21 protein-coding genes are annotated in these 17570 nt (G+C 71.5%); 13 read left to right on the top strand and 8 right to left on the bottom strand.

Features of this window, described 5'->3' with window-relative positions; translation table 11 throughout:
• Window positions 1–88: 88 nt before the first annotated feature.
• The 5 genes from AB0N81_RS17215 to AB0N81_RS17195 all read left to right on the top strand — a co-directional run bounded on the left by AB0N81_RS17215 (window position 89) and on the right by AB0N81_RS17195 (window position 3943).
• The gene (locus AB0N81_RS17215; protein ID WP_365358933.1) at window positions 89–1030 is read left to right on the top strand and encodes an ABC transporter ATP-binding protein; all 942 of its coding nucleotides are present in this window, start codon (window positions 89–91) and stop codon (window positions 1028–1030) included.
• The gene (locus AB0N81_RS17210) at window positions 1027–1767 is read left to right on the top strand and encodes an ABC transporter permease (protein ID WP_365358931.1); all 741 of its coding nucleotides are present in this window, start codon (window positions 1027–1029) and stop codon (window positions 1765–1767) included. Before AB0N81_RS17215 ends, AB0N81_RS17210 begins: the two co-directional genes overlap by 4 nt.
• On the top strand, window positions 1764–2978 hold the full coding sequence (locus AB0N81_RS17205) for a histidine kinase (protein WP_365358929.1): 1215 nt from the start codon (window positions 1764–1766) through the stop codon (window positions 2976–2978). Before AB0N81_RS17210 ends, AB0N81_RS17205 begins: the two co-directional genes overlap by 4 nt.
• 132 nt (window positions 2979–3110) lie before the next feature.
• Window positions 3111–3272 carry a hypothetical protein gene (locus tag AB0N81_RS17200; RefSeq protein ID WP_365358927.1) on the top strand — a complete coding sequence of 54 codons (162 nt, stop codon included), beginning with the start codon at window positions 3111–3113 and terminating at the stop codon, window positions 3270–3272.
• Window positions 3273–3295: 23 nt separating this feature from the next.
• Window positions 3296–3943 (top strand): response regulator transcription factor, encoded by a 648-nt coding sequence (locus AB0N81_RS17195; RefSeq protein WP_365358925.1) that lies wholly within the window; start codon window positions 3296–3298, stop codon window positions 3941–3943.
• A gap of 41 nt (window positions 3944–3984) precedes the next feature.
• On the opposite strand, the gene AB0N81_RS17190 is transcribed toward AB0N81_RS17195, so the two are convergent.
• The 3 genes from AB0N81_RS17190 to AB0N81_RS17180 form a co-directional block, all read right to left on the bottom strand.
• Entirely contained in the window at window positions 3985–4839 is an 855-nt protein-coding gene (locus AB0N81_RS17190; protein WP_365358923.1) for a transglutaminase-like domain-containing protein, read from the bottom strand.
• A 67-nt stretch (window positions 4840–4906) separates the two neighbouring features.
• Window positions 4907–5737 (bottom strand): transglutaminase-like domain-containing protein, encoded by an 831-nt coding sequence (locus tag AB0N81_RS17185; protein WP_365358921.1) that lies wholly within the window; start codon window positions 5735–5737, stop codon window positions 4907–4909.
• A 109-nt stretch (window positions 5738–5846) separates the two neighbouring features.
• A complete protein-coding gene (locus tag AB0N81_RS17180; RefSeq protein WP_365358919.1) occupies window positions 5847–6848 on the bottom strand; it encodes a GNAT family N-acetyltransferase in 1002 nt (333 codons plus the stop codon).
• Window positions 6849–6991: 143 nt separating this feature from the next.
• On the opposite strand from AB0N81_RS17180, the gene fdxA reads away from it, so the two are divergent.
• The gene (fdxA, locus tag AB0N81_RS17175; RefSeq protein ID WP_282541490.1) at window positions 6992–7312 is read left to right on the top strand and encodes a ferredoxin; all 321 of its coding nucleotides are present in this window, start codon (window positions 6992–6994) and stop codon (window positions 7310–7312) included.
• A gap of 96 nt (window positions 7313–7408) precedes the next feature.
• Window positions 7409–8503, top strand: coding sequence for a bifunctional succinyldiaminopimelate transaminase/glutamate-prephenate aminotransferase (locus AB0N81_RS17170; RefSeq protein ID WP_365358916.1), 1095 nt, complete (start codon window positions 7409–7411; stop codon window positions 8501–8503).
• A gap of 69 nt (window positions 8504–8572) precedes the next feature.
• On the opposite strand, the gene AB0N81_RS17165 is transcribed toward AB0N81_RS17170, so the two are convergent.
• Entirely contained in the window at window positions 8573–9046 is a 474-nt protein-coding gene (locus tag AB0N81_RS17165) for an ATP-binding protein (protein WP_365358914.1), read from the bottom strand.
• 326 nt (window positions 9047–9372) lie between these two features.
• Complete coding sequence (locus AB0N81_RS17160) at window positions 9373–10284, bottom strand: heavy metal transporter (RefSeq protein WP_365358912.1); 912 nt, start codon at window positions 10282–10284, stop codon at window positions 9373–9375.
• A gap of 61 nt (window positions 10285–10345) precedes the next feature.
• Here AB0N81_RS17160 and dapE point away from each other — a divergent pair, with 61 nt between their 5' ends.
• Both dapE and AB0N81_RS17150 read left to right on the top strand, forming a co-directional pair.
• Window positions 10346–11425, top strand: a complete 1080-nt coding sequence (gene dapE / locus AB0N81_RS17155) for a succinyl-diaminopimelate desuccinylase (RefSeq protein WP_365358910.1) — start codon at window positions 10346–10348, stop codon at window positions 11423–11425.
• A gap of 99 nt (window positions 11426–11524) precedes the next feature.
• Window positions 11525–12301, top strand: coding sequence for a TIGR00730 family Rossman fold protein (locus AB0N81_RS17150; RefSeq protein WP_365358908.1), 777 nt, complete (start codon window positions 11525–11527; stop codon window positions 12299–12301).
• Between the two features lie 40 nt (window positions 12302–12341).
• Here the strand turns inward: AB0N81_RS17150 and folP are convergent, their stop codons facing one another.
• Complete coding sequence (gene folP / locus AB0N81_RS17145) at window positions 12342–13202, bottom strand: dihydropteroate synthase (RefSeq protein WP_365358906.1); 861 nt, start codon at window positions 13200–13202, stop codon at window positions 12342–12344.
• Window positions 13203–13327: 125 nt separating this feature from the next.
• On the opposite strand from folP, the gene AB0N81_RS17140 reads away from it, so the two are divergent.
• Window positions 13328–13708, top strand: coding sequence for a DivIVA domain-containing protein (locus AB0N81_RS17140; protein ID WP_365358904.1), 381 nt, complete (start codon window positions 13328–13330; stop codon window positions 13706–13708).
• The gene (locus tag AB0N81_RS17135) at window positions 13705–14295 is read left to right on the top strand and encodes a DNA-3-methyladenine glycosylase I (RefSeq protein ID WP_365358902.1); all 591 of its coding nucleotides are present in this window, start codon (window positions 13705–13707) and stop codon (window positions 14293–14295) included. Before AB0N81_RS17140 ends, AB0N81_RS17135 begins: the two co-directional genes overlap by 4 nt.
• Before the next feature lie 5 nt (window positions 14296–14300).
• Here AB0N81_RS17135 and AB0N81_RS17130 read toward each other — a convergent pair whose 3' ends face one another.
• Window positions 14301–15101, bottom strand: a complete 801-nt coding sequence (locus tag AB0N81_RS17130; RefSeq protein WP_365358900.1) for an enoyl-CoA hydratase-related protein — start codon at window positions 15099–15101, stop codon at window positions 14301–14303.
• Window positions 15102–15409: 308 nt separating this feature from the next.
• On the opposite strand from AB0N81_RS17130, the gene AB0N81_RS17125 reads away from it, so the two are divergent.
• Entirely contained in the window at window positions 15410–15577 is a 168-nt protein-coding gene (locus AB0N81_RS17125) for a DUF3117 domain-containing protein (RefSeq protein ID WP_003966491.1), read from the top strand.
• Window positions 15578–15879: 302 nt separating this feature from the next.
• Here AB0N81_RS17125 and AB0N81_RS17120 read toward each other — a convergent pair whose 3' ends face one another.
• Window positions 15880–16578, bottom strand: coding sequence for an O-methyltransferase (locus tag AB0N81_RS17120; RefSeq protein WP_365358994.1), 699 nt, complete (start codon window positions 16576–16578; stop codon window positions 15880–15882).
• A 153-nt stretch (window positions 16579–16731) separates the two neighbouring features.
• Between AB0N81_RS17120 and sigE the strand changes: the two genes are divergently transcribed.
• Window positions 16732–17505 carry an RNA polymerase sigma factor SigE gene (gene sigE / locus AB0N81_RS17115; RefSeq protein ID WP_365358898.1) on the top strand — a complete coding sequence of 258 codons (774 nt, stop codon included), beginning with the start codon at window positions 16732–16734 and terminating at the stop codon, window positions 17503–17505.
• The last annotated feature ends 65 nt before the right edge of the window (window positions 17506–17570 follow it).

Below are 17570 nucleotides of genomic sequence, written 5' to 3'. Positions count from 1 at the left end.
CTGACGGCCTCACGAACTCCGGCATGACATCTGTCATGCCGGAGTCAGCACAACCGACACTGCCGCCGCGACCTGCGCTTTTGTGACGATGGTCGGCATGACGACGACCACAGCACCGCCTGACACCTCCGCGGTGAACTTCGAACGGGTGACCAAGAGCTTCGGGGACGTCCGCGCCGTCGACGGCCTGACCCTCGACCTCCACCCGGGCGAGACCGTGGCCCTCCTCGGGCCGAACGGCGCGGGCAAGTCCACCACCCTCGACCTGCTGCTGGGCCTGCGCCGCCCGGACAGCGGCACGGTGCGGATCTTCGGGACGGAACCGCGCGAGGCGATCGCCGCGGGCCGGGTCGGCGCCATGCTGCAGAGCGGTGGCCTGATGGGCGAGGTCACCGTGCGCGAACTGGTCACGCTCGCCTGCGACCTGCACCCCAGGCCGTACCGCGTGAACGACGTGCTCGTCCACGCGGGCATCACGCAGATCGCGGACCGCAAGGTCGACAAGCTCTCCGGCGGACAGGAGCAGCGCGTCCGTTTCGCGCTCGCCACGGCGGGCGCCCACGACCTGATCGTGCTCGACGAGCCGACCACCGGCATGGACGTCACCGCGCGCCAGGCGTTCTGGGCCACCATGCGGGAGCAGGCGGGCCGGGGCCGCGCGGTCCTGTTCGCCACGCACTACCTGGAGGAGGCCGACGCGATCGCCGACCGCGTCCTGGTCCTGCACCGCGGCCGCCTCCTCGCGGACGGCACCGCGGCCGAGATCAAGGCCCGCGCGGGCGTGCGGAAGGTCGCGTTCGACCTGGAGCGGATCGACCCGGCGCTCACGGAGCGGCTCCGCGCGCTGCCCTCCCTGACCGCGCTCGACATCGCGGGCCACACGGTCCGCCTCCAGTCGGCGGACGCCGACGCCACGGTCCACGCGCTGTACGGGCTCGGCGTCCACCCCCGCAACCTCGAAGTCGCCGGGCTCGGCCTGGAGCAGGCCTTCGTGGCGATCACCGAGGCCGAGGAGGCCAGGACCGCATGAACAGCCTGATCAAGCTCGAGATCACCCGCGCCCTGCGCAACCGCAAGTTCCTCTTCTTCTCCGTCATCTATCCGTCGGTGCTCTTCGTGATCGTCTCGGGCACGCAGAACGGCTCCGACGAGGTCCCCGACACGGGCCTGTCCGTTCCCGCGTTCATGATGGTCTCGATGGCCTCCTTCGGCGCCCTCACCGCCGTACTCATGGGCAACAGCGAACGCATCGCCAAGGAGCGCGAGAGCGGCTGGGTGCGGCAGTTGCGCCTGACCGCGCTCCCCGGGCGCGGCTACGTCCTGGCGAAGACCGCGAGCGCGGCCGTGGTCAGCCTGCCGTCCATCGTCGTGGTGTTCGCGGTCGCCGCGCTCTTCAAGGACGTCCGCTTCGAGGCCTGGCAGTGGCTGGCGCTGACCGGCTCGATCTGGGCGGGCAGCCTCTGCTTCGCGGCGCTCGGCGTAGCCATCGGCTATTTCGCGACCGGCGACGCCGTCCGCCCGATCACGATGATCATCTACTTCGGTCTCTCCGTCCTCGGCGGGCTGTGGATGCCGGTGACGACGTTCCCGCACTGGCTGCGGGAGACCGCGTCCTGGTTGCCCACCCACGCGTACGCTGCCCTCGGGCAGGCCATCGAACTGGGCGACGCACCGCACGCGAAGGACGTCATGCTCCTGGTCGCCTACTTCCTTCTCTTCGCGGGTGGCGCGGCCTGGCTGTACCGGAAGGACACACTGAAGGCGTGAGCGAGACAGACGCCACGGGCGGCGAGCTGCACCCCGTGTACACGTTCGGCCGCCCGCCCCAGGGCCGCCGTCAGCTCCTGGTGAAGTCGGGCTGGATCGGTGTCTGGCTCATCTTCCTGAGCTGGCCGATCAAGGACCTGGCCGACGGCCGGCACACGACCGTCGCCACCATGCTCGGCGCGTCGGGCCTCGCGGTCTTCGTGGCCTGCTACCTGACGCTCGTCTTCCGCTACACCACCAGGATTCTGCGGTGGGGCCCGGTCATCGTCTCCTTCGCGCTCCTCGTGGTCCTCGCGGCGGTGCTCGCCTTCAGCCTCGGCGACCACTGGCTCGGGCTCTTCGTGTACGTCTCGGTCTCCGCGGGCGCCGTCCTGCCGATCCGGTACTCCCTCTGGATCATCCCCGCGGTCACCTTCCTGATGATTCTGGTGGGGCTGCGCTACGACGGCCTCGGGGACCTGGTCACCAACCTCGGGGTGATCGCCCTCCTGGTGGGCTTCGCGATGTCCGGCGTACGCGAGTTGGTCCGCACCACGCTCCAGCTGCGGCAGGCCCGTGCCACCGTCGCCCAACTGGCGGCCAACGAGGAACGGCTGCGGCTCGCCAGGGACCTGCACGATCTGCTCGGCCACTCGCTCTCCCTGGTCACGCTCAAGAGCGAGCTCGCCGGGCGGATGCTCCCCGACCACCCCGACAAGGCGGCCCGGCAGATCGCCGACATCGAACAGGTCAGCCGCCAGGCACTGGTGGACGTACGCGCGGCCGTCTCCGGGTACCGCAGGCGCACCCTGGCCGACGAACTGGCCGGCGCCCGCACCGCGCTGACCGCCGCGGACATCGAGGCCGTCCTGCCCCCGGAGCCGCCCGCCGCTCTGCCGGGGGAGGAGGCGGAGGCGGCGCTCGCGTGGGCGCTGCGGGAGGCCGTGACCAACGTCGTGCGGCACAGCGGGGCCCGGCGCTGCACGGTGGCGTTCACGGCACGGCAGACGCTCGGCGGACCGCTCCTCGAACTCTCGGTGGAGGACGACGGAGTGGGCAGTTCCGGTGCTGCCGGAGCCGCCGGTGCCGCCGCGGGAAACGGTCTGACGGGTCTCGCCGAACGCGTGGAGGCCGTGGGCGGGGCCCTGGAGACGGGGCCGGGCGCCCGCCGCGGCTTCCGCCTCGTGGTCCGCGTGCCCGTGACGGAGACGGTCCCCATGACGCCTCGGTAGGCCGGTAGATCCATGCGCCCCCTTGTGCCACCGTGCCCCGATCGATGCATGGAGACGGATGGTTACGATCCGTAGCGCTCAGAGGGAACGATCGGAACATGTTGCTTGGCCCCGTCGATCAGGGAGAGCGCTATGGCATCCGCACCACCTCGCCCCACACCGCCCCACTCCGCGCCCCCGCAGTTCGAACTCCGTTGCGGGGGCCTGCACGTGACCGTCCAGCGCGTGCCCGTGTGGCTGGTCCCACTCGTCACCACCGCCGGTGGCATCGGCGCCGCGTGGTGGGCGCGATGAGCGCCGGCCGTAGCCTGATGACCATGCAAGAGACGCCCCGGGACCCCGGCCACCGCCCTGCCGCATCCGTGCGAGTCCTCCTCGCCGAGGACCAGTCGATGGTCCGTGAGGCCCTCGCGGCGCTGCTCGGCCTGGAGCCGGACATCGAGGTCGTCGCCCAGGTGGCCCGCGGCGACGAGGTGCTCGCCGCGGCCCGCGCACACGCCGTGGACGTGGCGCTGCTCGACATCGAGATGCCGGGCACGACCGGTATCGAGGCGGCGGCCGAACTGCACGCGGCGCTCCCCGCGGTGAAGGTGGTCGTGCTGACCACCTTCGGCCGCCCCGGCTATCTCCGCAGCGCCATGGAGGCCGGCGCCCACGCGTTCCTGGTGAAGGACGCTCCCGCAGCCCAGCTCGCCGCGGCGGTGCGCAAGGTGCTCGCGGGGGAGCGGGTCATCGACCCCACACTGGCGGCGGCCGCCCTCGCGGAGGGCGCGAACCCGCTGACGGACCGCGAGCGGGAGGTGCTGCGCGCGGCCGCCGACGGTGCCACCAACGCCGAGCTCGCCGCGGCCCTGCACCTCTCCCACGGCACGGTCCGCAACTACCTCTCCATGGCGATCCAGAAGCTCGCCGTCCGCAACCGTGCGGAGGCGGTCAGGGCCGCCAGGGACAAGGGCTGGCTCTGACGACCCGCCTGCGGCGCCGCCCGTCAGTTCAGCCCCGCCTGTCAGTTCAGCATCGCCCGCGCCCCCAGCGCCTGCCGCCGAGCCCGGTCGGCCGTCGCCGGGTCGAGGACGGCCACCTCGTCGGCGTACGTGTCCAGCCCCCGCGCCCCCGCCAGGAACTCCCCTTTCTGTACGAGGAGCTGGGCGCGCTCGTAATGCAGCCGGGGCGGCGGTGACGGCAGGAGCAGGCAGAGGTCGACCGCCCAGAGCGAGACGTCGGAGCGTTCGGGGCGGGGCGCGGCCCAGGCGCGGATGTTGTTGAGGATGCGCGCCACGATGTCGAGCGGACCCGTGGGGCCCAGCATCGACGGCGTGAGCGGGGAGCCCGTGGCCGCCGCGACGAGGAGTTCCGCGTCCGTGCCGGTCAGCAGCCGGCCGCCGGCGAAGGGGTCGGCGAGGATCTGGTCGTCGGGTGGTCCGAAGCCGACGACGAAGTGTCCGGGCAGCGCCACTCCGTGGACGGGGGCGCCCGCGCGTCGCGCCACTTCCATCCATACGACGGAGAGCAGGATCGGCAGGCCCCTGCGGCGGCGCAGGACCTGGTGCAGGAGCGAGGAGTCAAGGCGCTGGTAGTCGCCGGGTCTTCCCTTGAACCCGCAGCGTGTGCCGAGGAGTTCGGCCAGGGAGGCGGCCCAGGCCCGCGGGTCGTCGGCCCGGCGGGAGCGGCGGCCGAGCTTTGCCTGTTCCGCGAGCCGGTCGAGCAGGCGCCGTGCGGCGTCGATGCCCGCCTCGTCCAGGGAGGGGTCCGTCTCGGTGCCGATCAGCAGGCACAGCAGCGTCAGGTCGGGCCGCGAGGACTCGGCCTCGGCGGCGAACAGCCGCCGCCACTCGGTGGTTCCGGGGGGTCGGGGGTGCATACGTCCGTGGTGCCCGGTCGCCTCGATCGATACGTCCGTCCGGGCGGTCCTGGCCGTCCGGGCCGGGTCAGTTCAGCATCGACCGTGCGGCCCGCGCCTGCTGGCGCACCCGCTCCGCCGTGGTCGGCTCCACCGGGGTCACCACATCCGCGTACGCGTCGAGTTCCGCGGCGCCCCCCAGGAAATCGCCCCGCTGGACGAGGAGTTGGGCCCTCTCGTAGCGCAGTCGCGCCGGATGTGAGGGCAGCAGGAGGGACAACTCCAGGGCCCACAACGCTACTTCGGACCGCTCGGGCCGGGCGGCGGCCCAGGCGCGGATGTTGTTGAGGATGCGCTGCACGATGTTCTGCGGGTCGGCGGGCGTCAGCATGGACGGCTGGATGCCCGTGCCCGCGGTGCCCGCGACCAGGAGCTCCGCGTCGGTCCCTGTCAGCAGCCGTCCGCCGTCGAACGGGTCGGCGAGGACCTGGTCGTCGCGTGGTCCGAAGCCGACGACGAAGTGCCCCGGAAGCGCCACTCCGTATACGGGGGCACCCGCACGCCGCGCCACTTCCATCCATACGACGGAGAGCAGGATCGGCAGGCCCCTGCGGCGGCGCAGGACCTGGTGCAGGAGCGAGGAGTCAAGGCGCTGGTAGTCGCCCGGCGTGCCCTCGAACCCGCACTGTTCACCGAGGAGTTCGGCCATCGCGGCCGCCCACGCGCGCGGCCCTCCGGGGCGGTACGGCAGCAGCCCGGCGAGACGGTCGAGCTCGATCTCGGCGGCGTCGATCCCCTCCTGGTCGAGTGAGGGGTCCGCCTCGGTGCCGATCAGCAGGCACAGCGGCGCGAGACCGGGCCGCTCCGCCCTCGCCTCTTCGGCGAACCGCCGCCGCCATTCGCCGGACTCCGCGTGCATACGTGCCTCGTGTCTGCCCTCGCAGGGCGCTGTTTCCGTGCCGTGCTCTGCTCTGTGTGCTCTGTTCTGCTCTGCCGTGCCGTGCTCCGTCGGGCCCCGCCGCTTCCGTTCAGGCAGGGCCGTACCGGTAGTGGTGGTAGGCGTGATGAGCGGCGAAACCCATCCCGCCGTACAGCGCCCGCGCGCCGTCGTTGTCGTCCTCGACCTGCAGCCAGGCCGCCGAAGCGCCCTCGGCCAGGGCCTGCCGGGACAGTGCGGTCATCACCGCGGTGGCGAGCCCCTGACGCCGGTGCTCCGGGTCCACCTCGACGGCCATGAAGCCCGCCCAGCGCCCGTCCACCACGCACCGCCCGATGGCGGCCGGGGCGTCACCGCTCCCGGGCACGGAAGCGAACCATACCGAGGGCCCGCCCGCCAGCACCTTGAGCACATGCGGTCCGGGAACGCCGAACCGCTTGTACCGCCGCAGCCACGACTCGTCGAAGGACCGGGAGAGCCGCACCCGGTCGACGTCCGCGTCCAGGTCGGCGACCGGGGCGAGCCCGCCGACGTGCAGCTCCGCGCTCACCTCACGCACCCAGCCGCGCTCCTCCAAGCCGGAGCAGAGCAGTTCCTGCGCGCCCTCGGCGCCGGTCGCGGTCTGGACGTACGGCGGCAGATCACGGGCCGCGTACCAGTCGCGTACGTACGAGAGCGCCTCGTCCAGCGGCCGCCCGGGATCGCCCAGCGGCAGAACGGAGTTGGCCCGCCGAGTGAACCCCGCCGCCGACCTCAGCTCCCACTCCCCGAGCCGCTCGCTCTCCACGGGCTGCCAGGCCCGCGCGGAGGCGCGCGCCAGCTCCTCGTACGAGGCCGCGGGCCCCCGCCTGCGCGCGGGGGCGGCCGGCACGACCTTGCCCGCCACCAGGGAATCCTCCGGAATGTGGACGCTCTCGCCGTTCCTTCGTGTGATGAGCACCACACCGTTGTCCCACGATGTGAGAACACCGACCGCGTCGGTGAACTTCTCGCCGGGTGCCGAGGCAGCGCTCAGACGCCGGATCGATACGCGTTTGCCCACGTCAGCAGGGGTGATGCGGACCTCGAGTCGTCCGCCGCCGGTGAATTCCACAGCTCTGTAAGCCCCTCCTGTTCGGATCATGCCCAGGAACGGAGATACTAGGGGCGGGCATCGACGACGCCGCGCTCCCGCGCGCCAGGCGAGCGGAGCCTGAGGACGGCCCGCCAACGCCCGTATCGAGGAGGAACGACAGCGTGACCTACGTCATCGCGCAGCCTTGTGTCGACGTCAAGGACAAGGCGTGCATCGAGGAGTGCCCGGTCGACTGCATTTACGAGGGCAAGAGGTCCTTGTACATCCACCCGGACGAATGCGTCGACTGCGGAGCCTGCGAACCGGTCTGCCCGGTCGAGGCGATCTTCTACGAGGACGACACTCCTGAGGAGTGGAAGGACTACTACAAGGCGAACGTCGAGTTCTTCGACGAGCTCGGTTCGCCCGGTGGCGCGAGCAAGCTCGGCCTGATCGAGCGCGACCACGCCTTCATCGCCGAACTGCCGCCGCAGAACCAGTAACGGCAGCCTGAGCGTCGCCCCGGTCCCGTACGGCATCTGTGCCGCACGGGACCGAGGCGTTTGCAATTCGACCAGCACCAGCACGGGAGTCCCCACGTGTCCGCAGTCTCCGACCGGCTTCCCACCTTCCCCTGGGACAAGCTCGAGCCGTACAAGGCCACGGCGGCCGCCCACCCCGGTGGCATCGTCGACCTGTCGGTGGGCACCCCGGTGGACCCGGTTCCCGAGCTGATCCAGAAAGCGCTGATCGCGGCCGCGGACTCGCCGGGCTATCCGACGGTGTGGGGCACGCCGGAGCTGCGCGACGCGCTCACCGGCTGGTGTGAGCGACGGCTCGGCGCCCGCGGCTTCACGCACCGCAACGTCCTGCCGGTCGTCGGCTCCAAGGAGCTGGTGGCCTGGCTCCCGACGCAGCTGGGCCTCGGCCCTGGCGACGTGGTCGCCTACCCGCGGCTCGCCTACCCGACGTACGAGGTCGGGGCGCGCCTGGCCCGCGCGGAGTACGTCGCCTACGACGAGCCGACGTCGCTCGACCCGACCGGCCTCAAGCTGCTCTGGCTCAACTCGCCCTCCAACCCCACCGGTCGCGTCCTGTCCAAGGAGGAGCTGACCCGCACCGTCGCCTGGGCGCGCGAGCACGGCGTGCTGCTCGTCAGCGACGAGTGCTACCTGGAGCTGGGCTGGGAGGCCGAACCGGTCTCGGTCCTGCACCCGGACGTGTGCGGCGGTTCGTACGAGGGCATCGTCGCCGTCCACTCGCTCTCCAAGCGGTCCAACCTCGCGGGCTACCGCGCGGCGTTCGTCGCCGGTGACGCGGACGTTCTCGGGGACCTGCTGCAGATCCGCAAGCACGGCGGCATGATGACCTCCGCGCCGACCCAGGCCGCCGTCGTGGCGGCCCTCGGCGACGACGAGCACGTGCACGAGCAGCGCCAGCGGTACCTGGCGCGGCGCACCGCCCTGCGCGACGCCCTGCTGAAGCACGGCTTCCGTATCGAGCACAGCGAGGCGAGCCTGTATCTGTGGGCCACCCGCGACGAGTCCTGCTGGGACACCGTCGGCCATCTCGCGGAGCTCGGCATCCTGGTGGCGCCCGGCGACTTCTACGGCCCGGCGGGCGACCGCTTCGTGCGCGTGGCGCTGACGGCGACGGACGAGCGGGTCGCGGCGGCGGTCGAGCGCCTGGCGTGACGCGCCTCCGAGCACGGCGGAGGGCCCGGAGCCAATGGCTCCGGGCCCTCCGTGCGCGTGCCGGGTGGATCAGCCGAGCGGCAGGCTCTTGACCGGCAGCTGGTCGGTCGGCAGGCCGCCCTGGGTCAGCGAGTCGGTGGGCAGGCCCCCGCCCGCGACGTCGTCGGTCGGCAGGCCGCCCTCGGTGGCCGAGTTCGCGGTCTCGCCGAGCACCTCGCCCGCGCTGCCCGTGACCTCACCGGCGGCGTTCTGCGCGGCGGGGGTCGCCGTCTTGCCTGCCCGGCCGACGGCCTTGGTCGCCGCCGGGACGGACTTCTTCACGGCCTTGCTTCCGGTGTCACCCGCGAGGGTGCCGACGTTCTGAGCCGCGTCGTCGACGGTGTTGCCGAGGCCGTCGCCGTCCAGAGCGGTCACTCCGCCGAGGTCGGAGGAGGCCGGGAGGTCAACGGCGCTCGCGGAGCCGGCCGCACCGACCACGGAAGCTGCACCCGCTGCGCTGAGCAGCGCGGCACGGGCGATCCGGCGGGTCAGGGGGAGGGACATGATGCTCCTTCAAACGGGAGAGAACGTTTGGGTTGTCCGGCCGGATCGGCTCCGGCTTCCCACCGGACGGCTTCCGGTGATCGGACGCAGTGACTACCGCTCGAAGCCCGCGAAGGTTGCGGTGCGCCAACGTAAAGAGTTGGCAATGCGTCGCATTATCGGCTGCGGAGAAAAAGGGGCAAACGGCTTACGGGCCGATTCGCTGCAGAAACCTTAATCCTCTTTGCCCTCAAGGGATTTGGGGATTATGCGTGGCCCCGGCGGGAAACTCGGTCACGGTGTCGCTCTGTCACACCTGGTGTCCCCCGAACGAGCGAAGCGCCGTACTACTGCCCAGTGACGATTCGGACCTCGTCCGCGCCCCCGCCCGCTTTCGCGGACCCGGCCCCCCGCGCCTCCTCCACCTTCCGCCACTCTCCCGAACCCCCGGCACGCCATTCCCGGCCGCCGTACGAGACTCGCTCGACGTGCAGCGCCGACGACTGCGCCACGGCCCAGTGCGCCAGCTCCCAGCCGCGCCGCGGAGAACGGTCGTCGGCCAGGGGAGCGGGCACCCGGACCGTCACCGTGCGCCCCCGGGCGGCACCGGGACGCACCTGGCCGCCGAAGTCACGGGCGAGGGCGGCCCGCACCTTCGCCGGGCCGCCGGGGTCCGTCCCGGGACGGCCCTCGCAGCCGAAGGCGGCGGGCGCGCGGCCCGTGAGCGCGGCGGCGAGCAGCGCGGCCTCCGGCTCGTGCTTGGCGTACGCCTGCGGATAGCCGCTGCGCTGCACGCGCTGCGCGGCGACCGTGAGGGGCAGGCGCGAATAGCCGGGGACGCCGGCCAGATGCTCGTAGAAGCGGCCCGCCGAGTACGCCGGGTCCATGATCTGCCGCTGGTCGCCCCAGCCCTGCGAGGGGCGCTGCTGGAAGAGGCCCAGCGAATCCCGGTCCCCGTGCGTGATGTTGCGCAGGCCGGACTCCTGCAAGGCGGTGGCCAGGGCGATGGTCACCGCACGCTCGGGCATCCCGCGCGAGGTGCCGGCCGCGACGACCGTCGCGGCGTTCTCCGCCTGCCCGGCCGTGAAGGTGTACGAGGCGCCGTCACCCGTGCCGGACACGACCGTGCACTGCGGCTCGCGCTTGCCCCCGTACACGTACTGCAGCGCGACATAGCCCACGACGGCGAGCAGCACGGCGGCCGCGGTCCCGATACGCAAGGGGCGGCCGCGCCGGACGAGGGTGGGGGGCTCAGGCACGCGTCCAAGGTACTGGAGTCCACCGACCGGTCGGCGCGCCCTCTGGCGTTAGGGTCGCCGCATGCCTCAGACACCGCTTGACCTCACGCTCGACGCCGCGGAGCTCACCGCGCGACTGGTCGATTTCCCGTCCCCGAGCGGCGAGGAGAAGGCGCTCGCCGACGCCATCGAGACGGCCCTGCGCGCCCTGCCGCACCTCACGGTCGACCGGCACGGCAACAACGTCGTGGCCCGCACGAACCTCGGCCGCGCCGAGCGGGTCATCCTCGCCGGGCACATCGACACGGTGCCGATCGCGGACAACGTGCCGTCCCGCCTCGACGAGAACGGCGTCCTCTGGGGCTGCGGCACCTGCGACATGAAGTCGGGCGTCGCCGTGCAGCTGCGTATCGCGCAGACGGTGACCGAACCCAACCGCGACCTGACCTTCGTCTTCTACGACAACGAAGAAGTCGCCGCACACCTCAACGGCCTCGGACACGTCGCCGAGGCCCACCCCGACTGGCTGGCGGGCGACTTCGCCGTCCTCCTCGAACCGACCGACGGCCAGGTCGAGGGCGGCTGCCAGGGCACCCTGCGGGTCCTCCTCAAGACCAAGGGCGTGCGGGCACACTCCGCGCGCGCGTGGATGGGCTCCAACGCCATCCACGCGGCCACCCCGATCCTCCAGAAGCTCGCCGCGTACGAGCCCCGCAAGCCGGTCGTGGAGGGCCTGGAGTTCCACGAGGGCCTCAACGCCGTCCGCATCGAGGGCGGCGTCGCCACCAACGTCATCCCCGACGAGTGCACCGTCACCGTCAACTTCCGCTACGCCCCGGACCGCAGCGAGGAAGAGGCCCTCGCCTTCGTCCGCGACTACTTCGCGGACTGCGGCGTCGACGAGTTCGTCGTCGACGACCACACGGGCGCGGCCCGCCCCGGCCTGACCCACCCGGCGGCCGCGGCCTTCATGGCGGCCGTCGGCGGCGAGGCCCGCCCCAAGTTCGGCTGGACGGACGTCTCCCGCTTCAGCGCGCTCGGCGTGCCCGCGGTCAACTACAGCCCCGGCAACCCGCTGCTCGCCCACAAGATCGACGAGCGCGTCGAGGCGTCGCTGATCCCGGTGGCGGAGGAGAAGCTGCGGGCCTGGCTGACGTCGTAGGTGCCTGTGCCGCTCTTGGTGCCGGACATCCCGAGGTCCCTCGTACGTAACCCGCGTAGATCTACGCTGTGAGTCACGTACGCATGGAGGGAGCAGACGATGAGCCACCCCGACAACAGCGCCGAGCGCGCTGCCCACGCTGCCAGGAAGCGTCCTGAGGAGCAGCGGCTCGGCCCGGTGCTGCGCCGGCGGGACAAGGTGCAGGCGGGTACCACCGATCAGCGTCTCCTCGACTCCGACGGACCTTCCGAGTGGGTGCACACGGACCCCTGGAGAGTCCTGCGCATCCAGTCCGAGTTCATCGAGGGCTTCGGCACCCTCGCGGAACTCCCGCCCGCGATCAGCGTGTTCGGCTCGGCGCGCACGGGGGAGGGCTCTCCGGAGTACGCGGCTGGGGTCGAGATCGGCAAGGCCCTCGTGGAGGCCGGCTTCGCCGTCATCACGGGCGGCGGGCCCGGCGCCATGCAGGCCGCCAACCAGGGCGCCGTCGAGGCGAAGGGCACATCGGTCGGCCTCGGCATCGAGCTGCCCTTCGAGCAGGGCCTGAACCCGTACGTCGACATCGGCGTGAACTTCCGCTACTTCTTCGTCCGCAAGACGATGTTTGTGAAGTACGCGCAGGGCTTCGTGGTCCTGCCCGGCGGCCTCGGCACGCTGGACGAGCTCTTCGAAGCGCTCACCCTCGTCCAGACCCGCAAGGTCACACGCTTCCCGATCGTCCTCTTCGGATCGCAGTACTGGGGCGGCCTCGTCGACTGGCTCAAGAACACCGTCATCGCCCAGGGCAAGGCGTCCGAGGCCGACCTGCTCCTCTTCCACGTCACGGACGACGTCGAGGAGGCCATCTCTTTGGTGACGAAGGAAGTCGGGAAGTAGCCCGGAAGTAGCCCGGACCTAGAACTCCCCGAAGGGGAGTTCACGCAAGCCCTCGGCGGGCGACCGCCGGGGGCCTGTGCCCGGCAATCGTCGCCACCATGTCCAGGACCTGCTTCGTCTCCGCGACCTCGTGCACGCGGTACACCTGCGCGCCGAGCCAGGCCGAGACCGCCGTCGTCGCGAGGGTGCCGAGGACGCGCTCCTTGACCGGCTTGTCGAGGGTCTCGCCCACGAAGTCCTTGTTGGACAGGGAGACCAGGACGGGCCAGCCCGTGTCCGTCATTTCGCCGAGGCGCCGGGTCGCCTCCAGGCTGTGCCGGGTGTTCTTGCCGAAGTCGTGCCCCGGATCGATCATCACGGACTCGCGCGGAACACCCAGCGCCACCGCGCGCTCGGCCAGGCCGACCGTCACGCGCAGGATGTCGGCCATCACGTCGTCGTACGTGACGCGGTGCGGCCTCGTGCGCGGCTCCGCGCCACCCGCGTGCGTGCAGACCAGACCCGCCCCGTACCGCGCGGCGACCTCCGCGAGCTTCGGATCGACGCCGCCCCACGCGTCGTTGAGCAGATCGGCGCCCGCCTCGCAGACCGCCTCGCCGACATCGTGCCGCCAGGTGTCGACACTGATCACCACGTCGGGGAACCGCTTGCGGACCTCCGCGACGAAGCCGACCGTGCGGCGCGCCTCCTCCTCGGCGGTCACCTCCTCGCCAGGGCCCGCCTTGACCCCGCCGATGTCGATGATGGCGGCACCCTCCGCCACGGCCTGCTCCACGCGGGCGAGCGCGGGTTCGTCGCGGAACGTGGCTCCCTGGTCGTAGAAGGAGTCCGGGGTCCGGTTGACGATCGCCATGATCACCGGCTCGTGCGCGTCGAACTCGCGCCTGCCAAGCCTGAGCATGCCCTGTGGCCCTCCTGGGTCCTTGTCGCGGTTCGGCCGCCTGCGACCTTAACTGTCAGAGCCGCATGGCACGATCGGACCCTGACAGTTTCAGCACGGGCAGTCGAGCGTGAGGGCCTGAAGAGATGGTCTTGTTCTTGTTCCTGGTCATCGCCCTCGTCGTGGTGGTCGGCGCGGTGACCCTCGCCGTGATCGGCGGCGGCGAGAGCGGTGCGCTGCCCGACGCCGCGCCCGAGCGGTTCACCGACCCGCTGCCCCCGGACCGCCCGCTGCGTCGCGCCGACGTCGACGCGGTGCGCTTCCCGATGACGCTGCGGGGTTACCACATGGCGGAGGTGGACGACGTGCTCGGCCGCCTCGGCGCAGAGCTGGCCGAGCGGGACGCCCGCATCGCCGAGCTGGAGGCGGCCCTGGCCGGCGCCCAGGCCACGGCGGTCGCGGGCCGCGCCCTCTTCGAGGGGTACGAACCACGCACGGCCGAGGAGCGGAAGGGCGACGACCAGTGAGCACCGGGAGCGGCGCTGTCCCCGGCCCCGACGGCGGCCTCCGCTGCCCGTGGGGCCTGTCCACCGCGGACTACGTGGCGTACCACGACGACGAGTGGGGCCGCCCGGTCCACGGCGACGACGCGCTGTACGAGCGGCTCTGCCTGGAGGCCTTCCAGTCCGGCCTGTCCTGGATCACGATCCTGCGCCGCCGCGAGGGCTTCCGTGCCGCCTTCGCCGACTTCAGGATCGCCTCGGTCGCGGAGTTCACCGACGCGGACCGCGAGCGGCTCCTCGCCGACCCGGGGATCATCCGCAACCGCGCCAAGATCGACGCCACCCTCGCCAACGCGCGCGTGCTCGCCGACTGGCCAGAGGGCGAACTGGACTCGCTGATCTGGTCCTTCGCGCCGGACCCCGCGACCCGCGAGGCCCCGCGGAGCATCGCCGACGTGCCCGCGATCACCGACGAGTCCACGGCCCTCTCCAAGGCGCTCAAAAAGCGCGGCATACGCTTCGTCGGCCCCACCACGGCGTACGCACTGATGCAGGCCTGCGGTCTGGTCGACGACCACCTCGCGGACTGCGTGGCCCGCGAGGCCGCGTAACCGGATCAGCGCCCCAGGTACTTCGGCTTCTCCTTGGCGATGAAGGCCTGCACGGCGATGGCGTGGTCCTCCGAGGCGCCCGCCTTCGCCTGGAGCTCGTCCTCCTTGTCCAGCGCCTCGTCCAGGGTGTGGCCCGCCGCGTAGGCGAGGGACTCCTTGAGTGCCGCGTAGGCCAGGGTCGGGCCCTCGGCCAGGGCGCGGGCCACCTGCGCGGCCTCGGCGGCGAGGTCGTCGGTGGGCACGATCCGGTTGGCGATGCCCAGCTCGTACGCCTCCTGCGCGCCGATGTTGCGCGGGAAGAGCAGCAGGTCGGCGGCCCGGCCGGGGCCGATCACGCGCGGCAGCGTCCAGGAGACGCCGGAGTCGGCGGTCAGCGCGACGCCCGCGAAGGACGTGTTGAACTTGGCGGTGTCCGCGACCACCCGGTAGTCGGCGGCGAGCGCGAAGCCGAGCCCGGCCCCCGCGGCGACGCCGTTGACCCCCGCCACGACCGGCTTCGGCATGCCGGTCAGCGCCCGCACGATGGGGTTGTAGTGCTCCCTGACCGTGCTCATCGTCTGCCCGGTGCCCGCCTCGCGGTCCGCGGCGAGGGAGCCGATGTGCTCCTTGAGGTCCTGCCCCACGCAGAAGGCGCGGCCCGTCGCGGTGAGCAGCACCGCGCGCACGGCGTCGTCGGCGGCGGCCGACCGCACGGCCTCCCGCAGGGCGACCTTCGCCTCGGTGTTCATGGCGTTCATCGCCTCGGGACGGTTGATCGTGATCGTCGCGAGTCCGTCGCTCACCTCGTAGAGCACGCTGTCGGCCATGGTGGTCCCCTCCGCTGGTCCAGTACGTAGAAGCTCAGCATGACGGAGATCATCGGGGTCCGGCATGAGCCCGGTCATGTGACCTGCGTCAAAGAATTTCGGGCTCACGGAGCGTATGGGACGGCGAAGTATCGCAGCCACATCGCCGAAATGAGGGGTTTTGCGGGCGCGCGTTGCCCAAGCGATGCCGACCGATGTTGGTCATCGGGTCCTGCCATGCGGGATAATGACCTGGAAGCAATGTGTTCGATGCCGGTGACACCTGGGTTGTCGGCTGCGATGAGCTGGTTTCAGGAAGGGGAACGAGCATGGCGGCCATGAAGCCGCGGACGGGCGACGGCCCGCTCGAGGTGACCAAGGAGGGGCGGGGCATCGTCATGCGCGTTCCGCTCGAAGGCGGCGGACGACTTGTCGTCGAACTGACTCCGGACGAGGCCGACGCGCTCGGCGACGCTCTGAAGAAGGTCGTCGGCTGACGCGGAAGCGCCCACACTTTTCCACTGCCCGGCATCGTACGACGATGCCGGGCAGTGCTGTATCCGGGCCGGGGGCCTTCACCGGTCCGGGGCCGAGGGAGTTTTGAGGGCGAGGGGGCCGACGGGGGCGCGAGGTCTCCGGGGGTGCGGGCCCTCCAGGGGCGCGGGGAACTGCGCGACCAGCCACAGCGAACCCGCAGCCGGGGAACCCGCCCCGGCCGGGGTTGTTTCAGGGGCGCGGGGAACTGCGCGACCGGCCACGGGCGGCCCGTGGAATATGAACCGCCCAAGACAGCGCAGCGCTACCGTTTGACGGCACAGAGGAGACCGTCTCCCACAGGGAGCAGCGACGGCACCAGGTCAGGACTCTCCCGCACCGCACGCAACAACTCGCGCAGGTGCAGAACCTCGACCGGCTGCGGCCCGGAGTCCACGGTCCTGCCGTCCGCGAAGACGCCCTCGAAGCAGACGAGCCCGCCGGGCCGCAGCAGGCGCAACGATTCAGCGAGGTAGTCGAGCGACTCCAAGCGGTCGCCGTCGCAGAACACGAGGTCGTAGCCGCCGTCCGCGAGGCGCGGCAGGACGTCGAGGGCGCGGCCCGGGATGAACCGCGCCCGGTTGCCCGCGAAGCCGGCCGCGCGGAAGGCCTCACGGGCGAACTGCTGGCGGTCCGGCTCGGGGTCGACGGTGGTGAGCACGCCGTCGGGCCGCATGCCGTGCAGCAGGTGGATGCCCGACACACCGGTGCCCGTGCCGATTTCGGCCACCGCTTTCGCGTCAGCCGTGGCGGCGAGCATGCGCAGCGCGGCGCCGGTGCCGGGCGACACCGAGGGCAGGCCTGCCTCCCGGGCCCGGTCCCGGGCCCAGCGCAGTGCCTCGTCCTCGGCGACAAAGGCGTCGGCGAACGCCCAGCCCGTCTGCCGGTTGCCGGTAATGGCCCTCTCCTGTCCCCGTGGTTGCCTGGCCGTGACTGTATCCGTTGGGGCCGGGAACCCGCAGATGAGGCCGGGCGTTTATAGGGGGTGGGAGCGCGACGGGGGTAACGGATGGATCAAGAGCAGAAGCGGACGGCTCGCAGGGGCAGGACACCTGCAGAGAAGCCCGTACCAAATTCACGTAAAAACGCTTATCCGGAGCTAACGGGCGAGGTGGTTATGGTAGGGGCTCCGCTGGACACCACCAGAGCCGACAGGGGAGGTGCGGCTGCGTCTGCGAATCGGGGAGGAGCGCTCCGGCGTTTTCTCGGATTGGCGGGTGAGCCGAAATCCGTGACCGACACCGCTGACCGCATCCGTGCCAACGACTCCGCTCAGACCGCGACCTTTGCCGCTGACGCGGAATCGCAGGCGTGGACTCCGCCCACCTGGGAGGAGATCGTCAGCACGCACAGCGGCCGCGTATACCGCCTGGCGTACCGCCTGACCGGCAATCAGCACGACGCCGAGGACCTCACGCAAGAAGTCTTCGTCCGTGTCTTCCGGTCCCTCTCGACCTACACCCCCGGCACGTTCGAGGGCTGGCTGCACCGCATCACCACGAACCTCTTCCTGGACATGGTGCGCCGAAAGCAGCGCATCCGCTTCGACGCGCTCGGGGACGACGCCGCCGAGCGGCTGCCGAGCCGCGAGCCGTCGCCGCAGCAGGTGTTCAACGACACGCACTTCGACGCGGACGTCCAGCAGGCGCTCGACACCCTCGCGCCGGAGTTCCGCGCGGCCGTGGTCCTCTGCGACATCGAGGGCCTTTCGTACGAGGAGATCGCAGCCACCCTCGGCGTCAAGCTCGGTACGGTCCGCAGCCGTATCCACCGGGGCCGCTCGCAGCTGCGCAAGGCCCTCCAGCACCGGTCTCCCGAGGCCCGCGCCGAGCGACGCTCGCTCGCGGTCACCGGGGCCGTGGCGCTGGGAGGAGGGGGCGCGACCGCGTGAGTGGATCACGGTCGAATCCTGCCGAACGGCAACTAGCCGAGGCCGAGCAGCATCTGGGGGACCGG

It is taken from the genome of Streptomyces sp. NPDC093510, from assembly GCF_040683555.1.
In the GTDB taxonomy this organism is placed as follows: domain Bacteria; phylum Actinomycetota; class Actinomycetes; order Streptomycetales; family Streptomycetaceae; genus Streptomyces.
The sequence above is the reverse complement of the archived record's forward strand: the minus strand, read 5'-3'. Positions and strand labels throughout refer to the sequence as shown.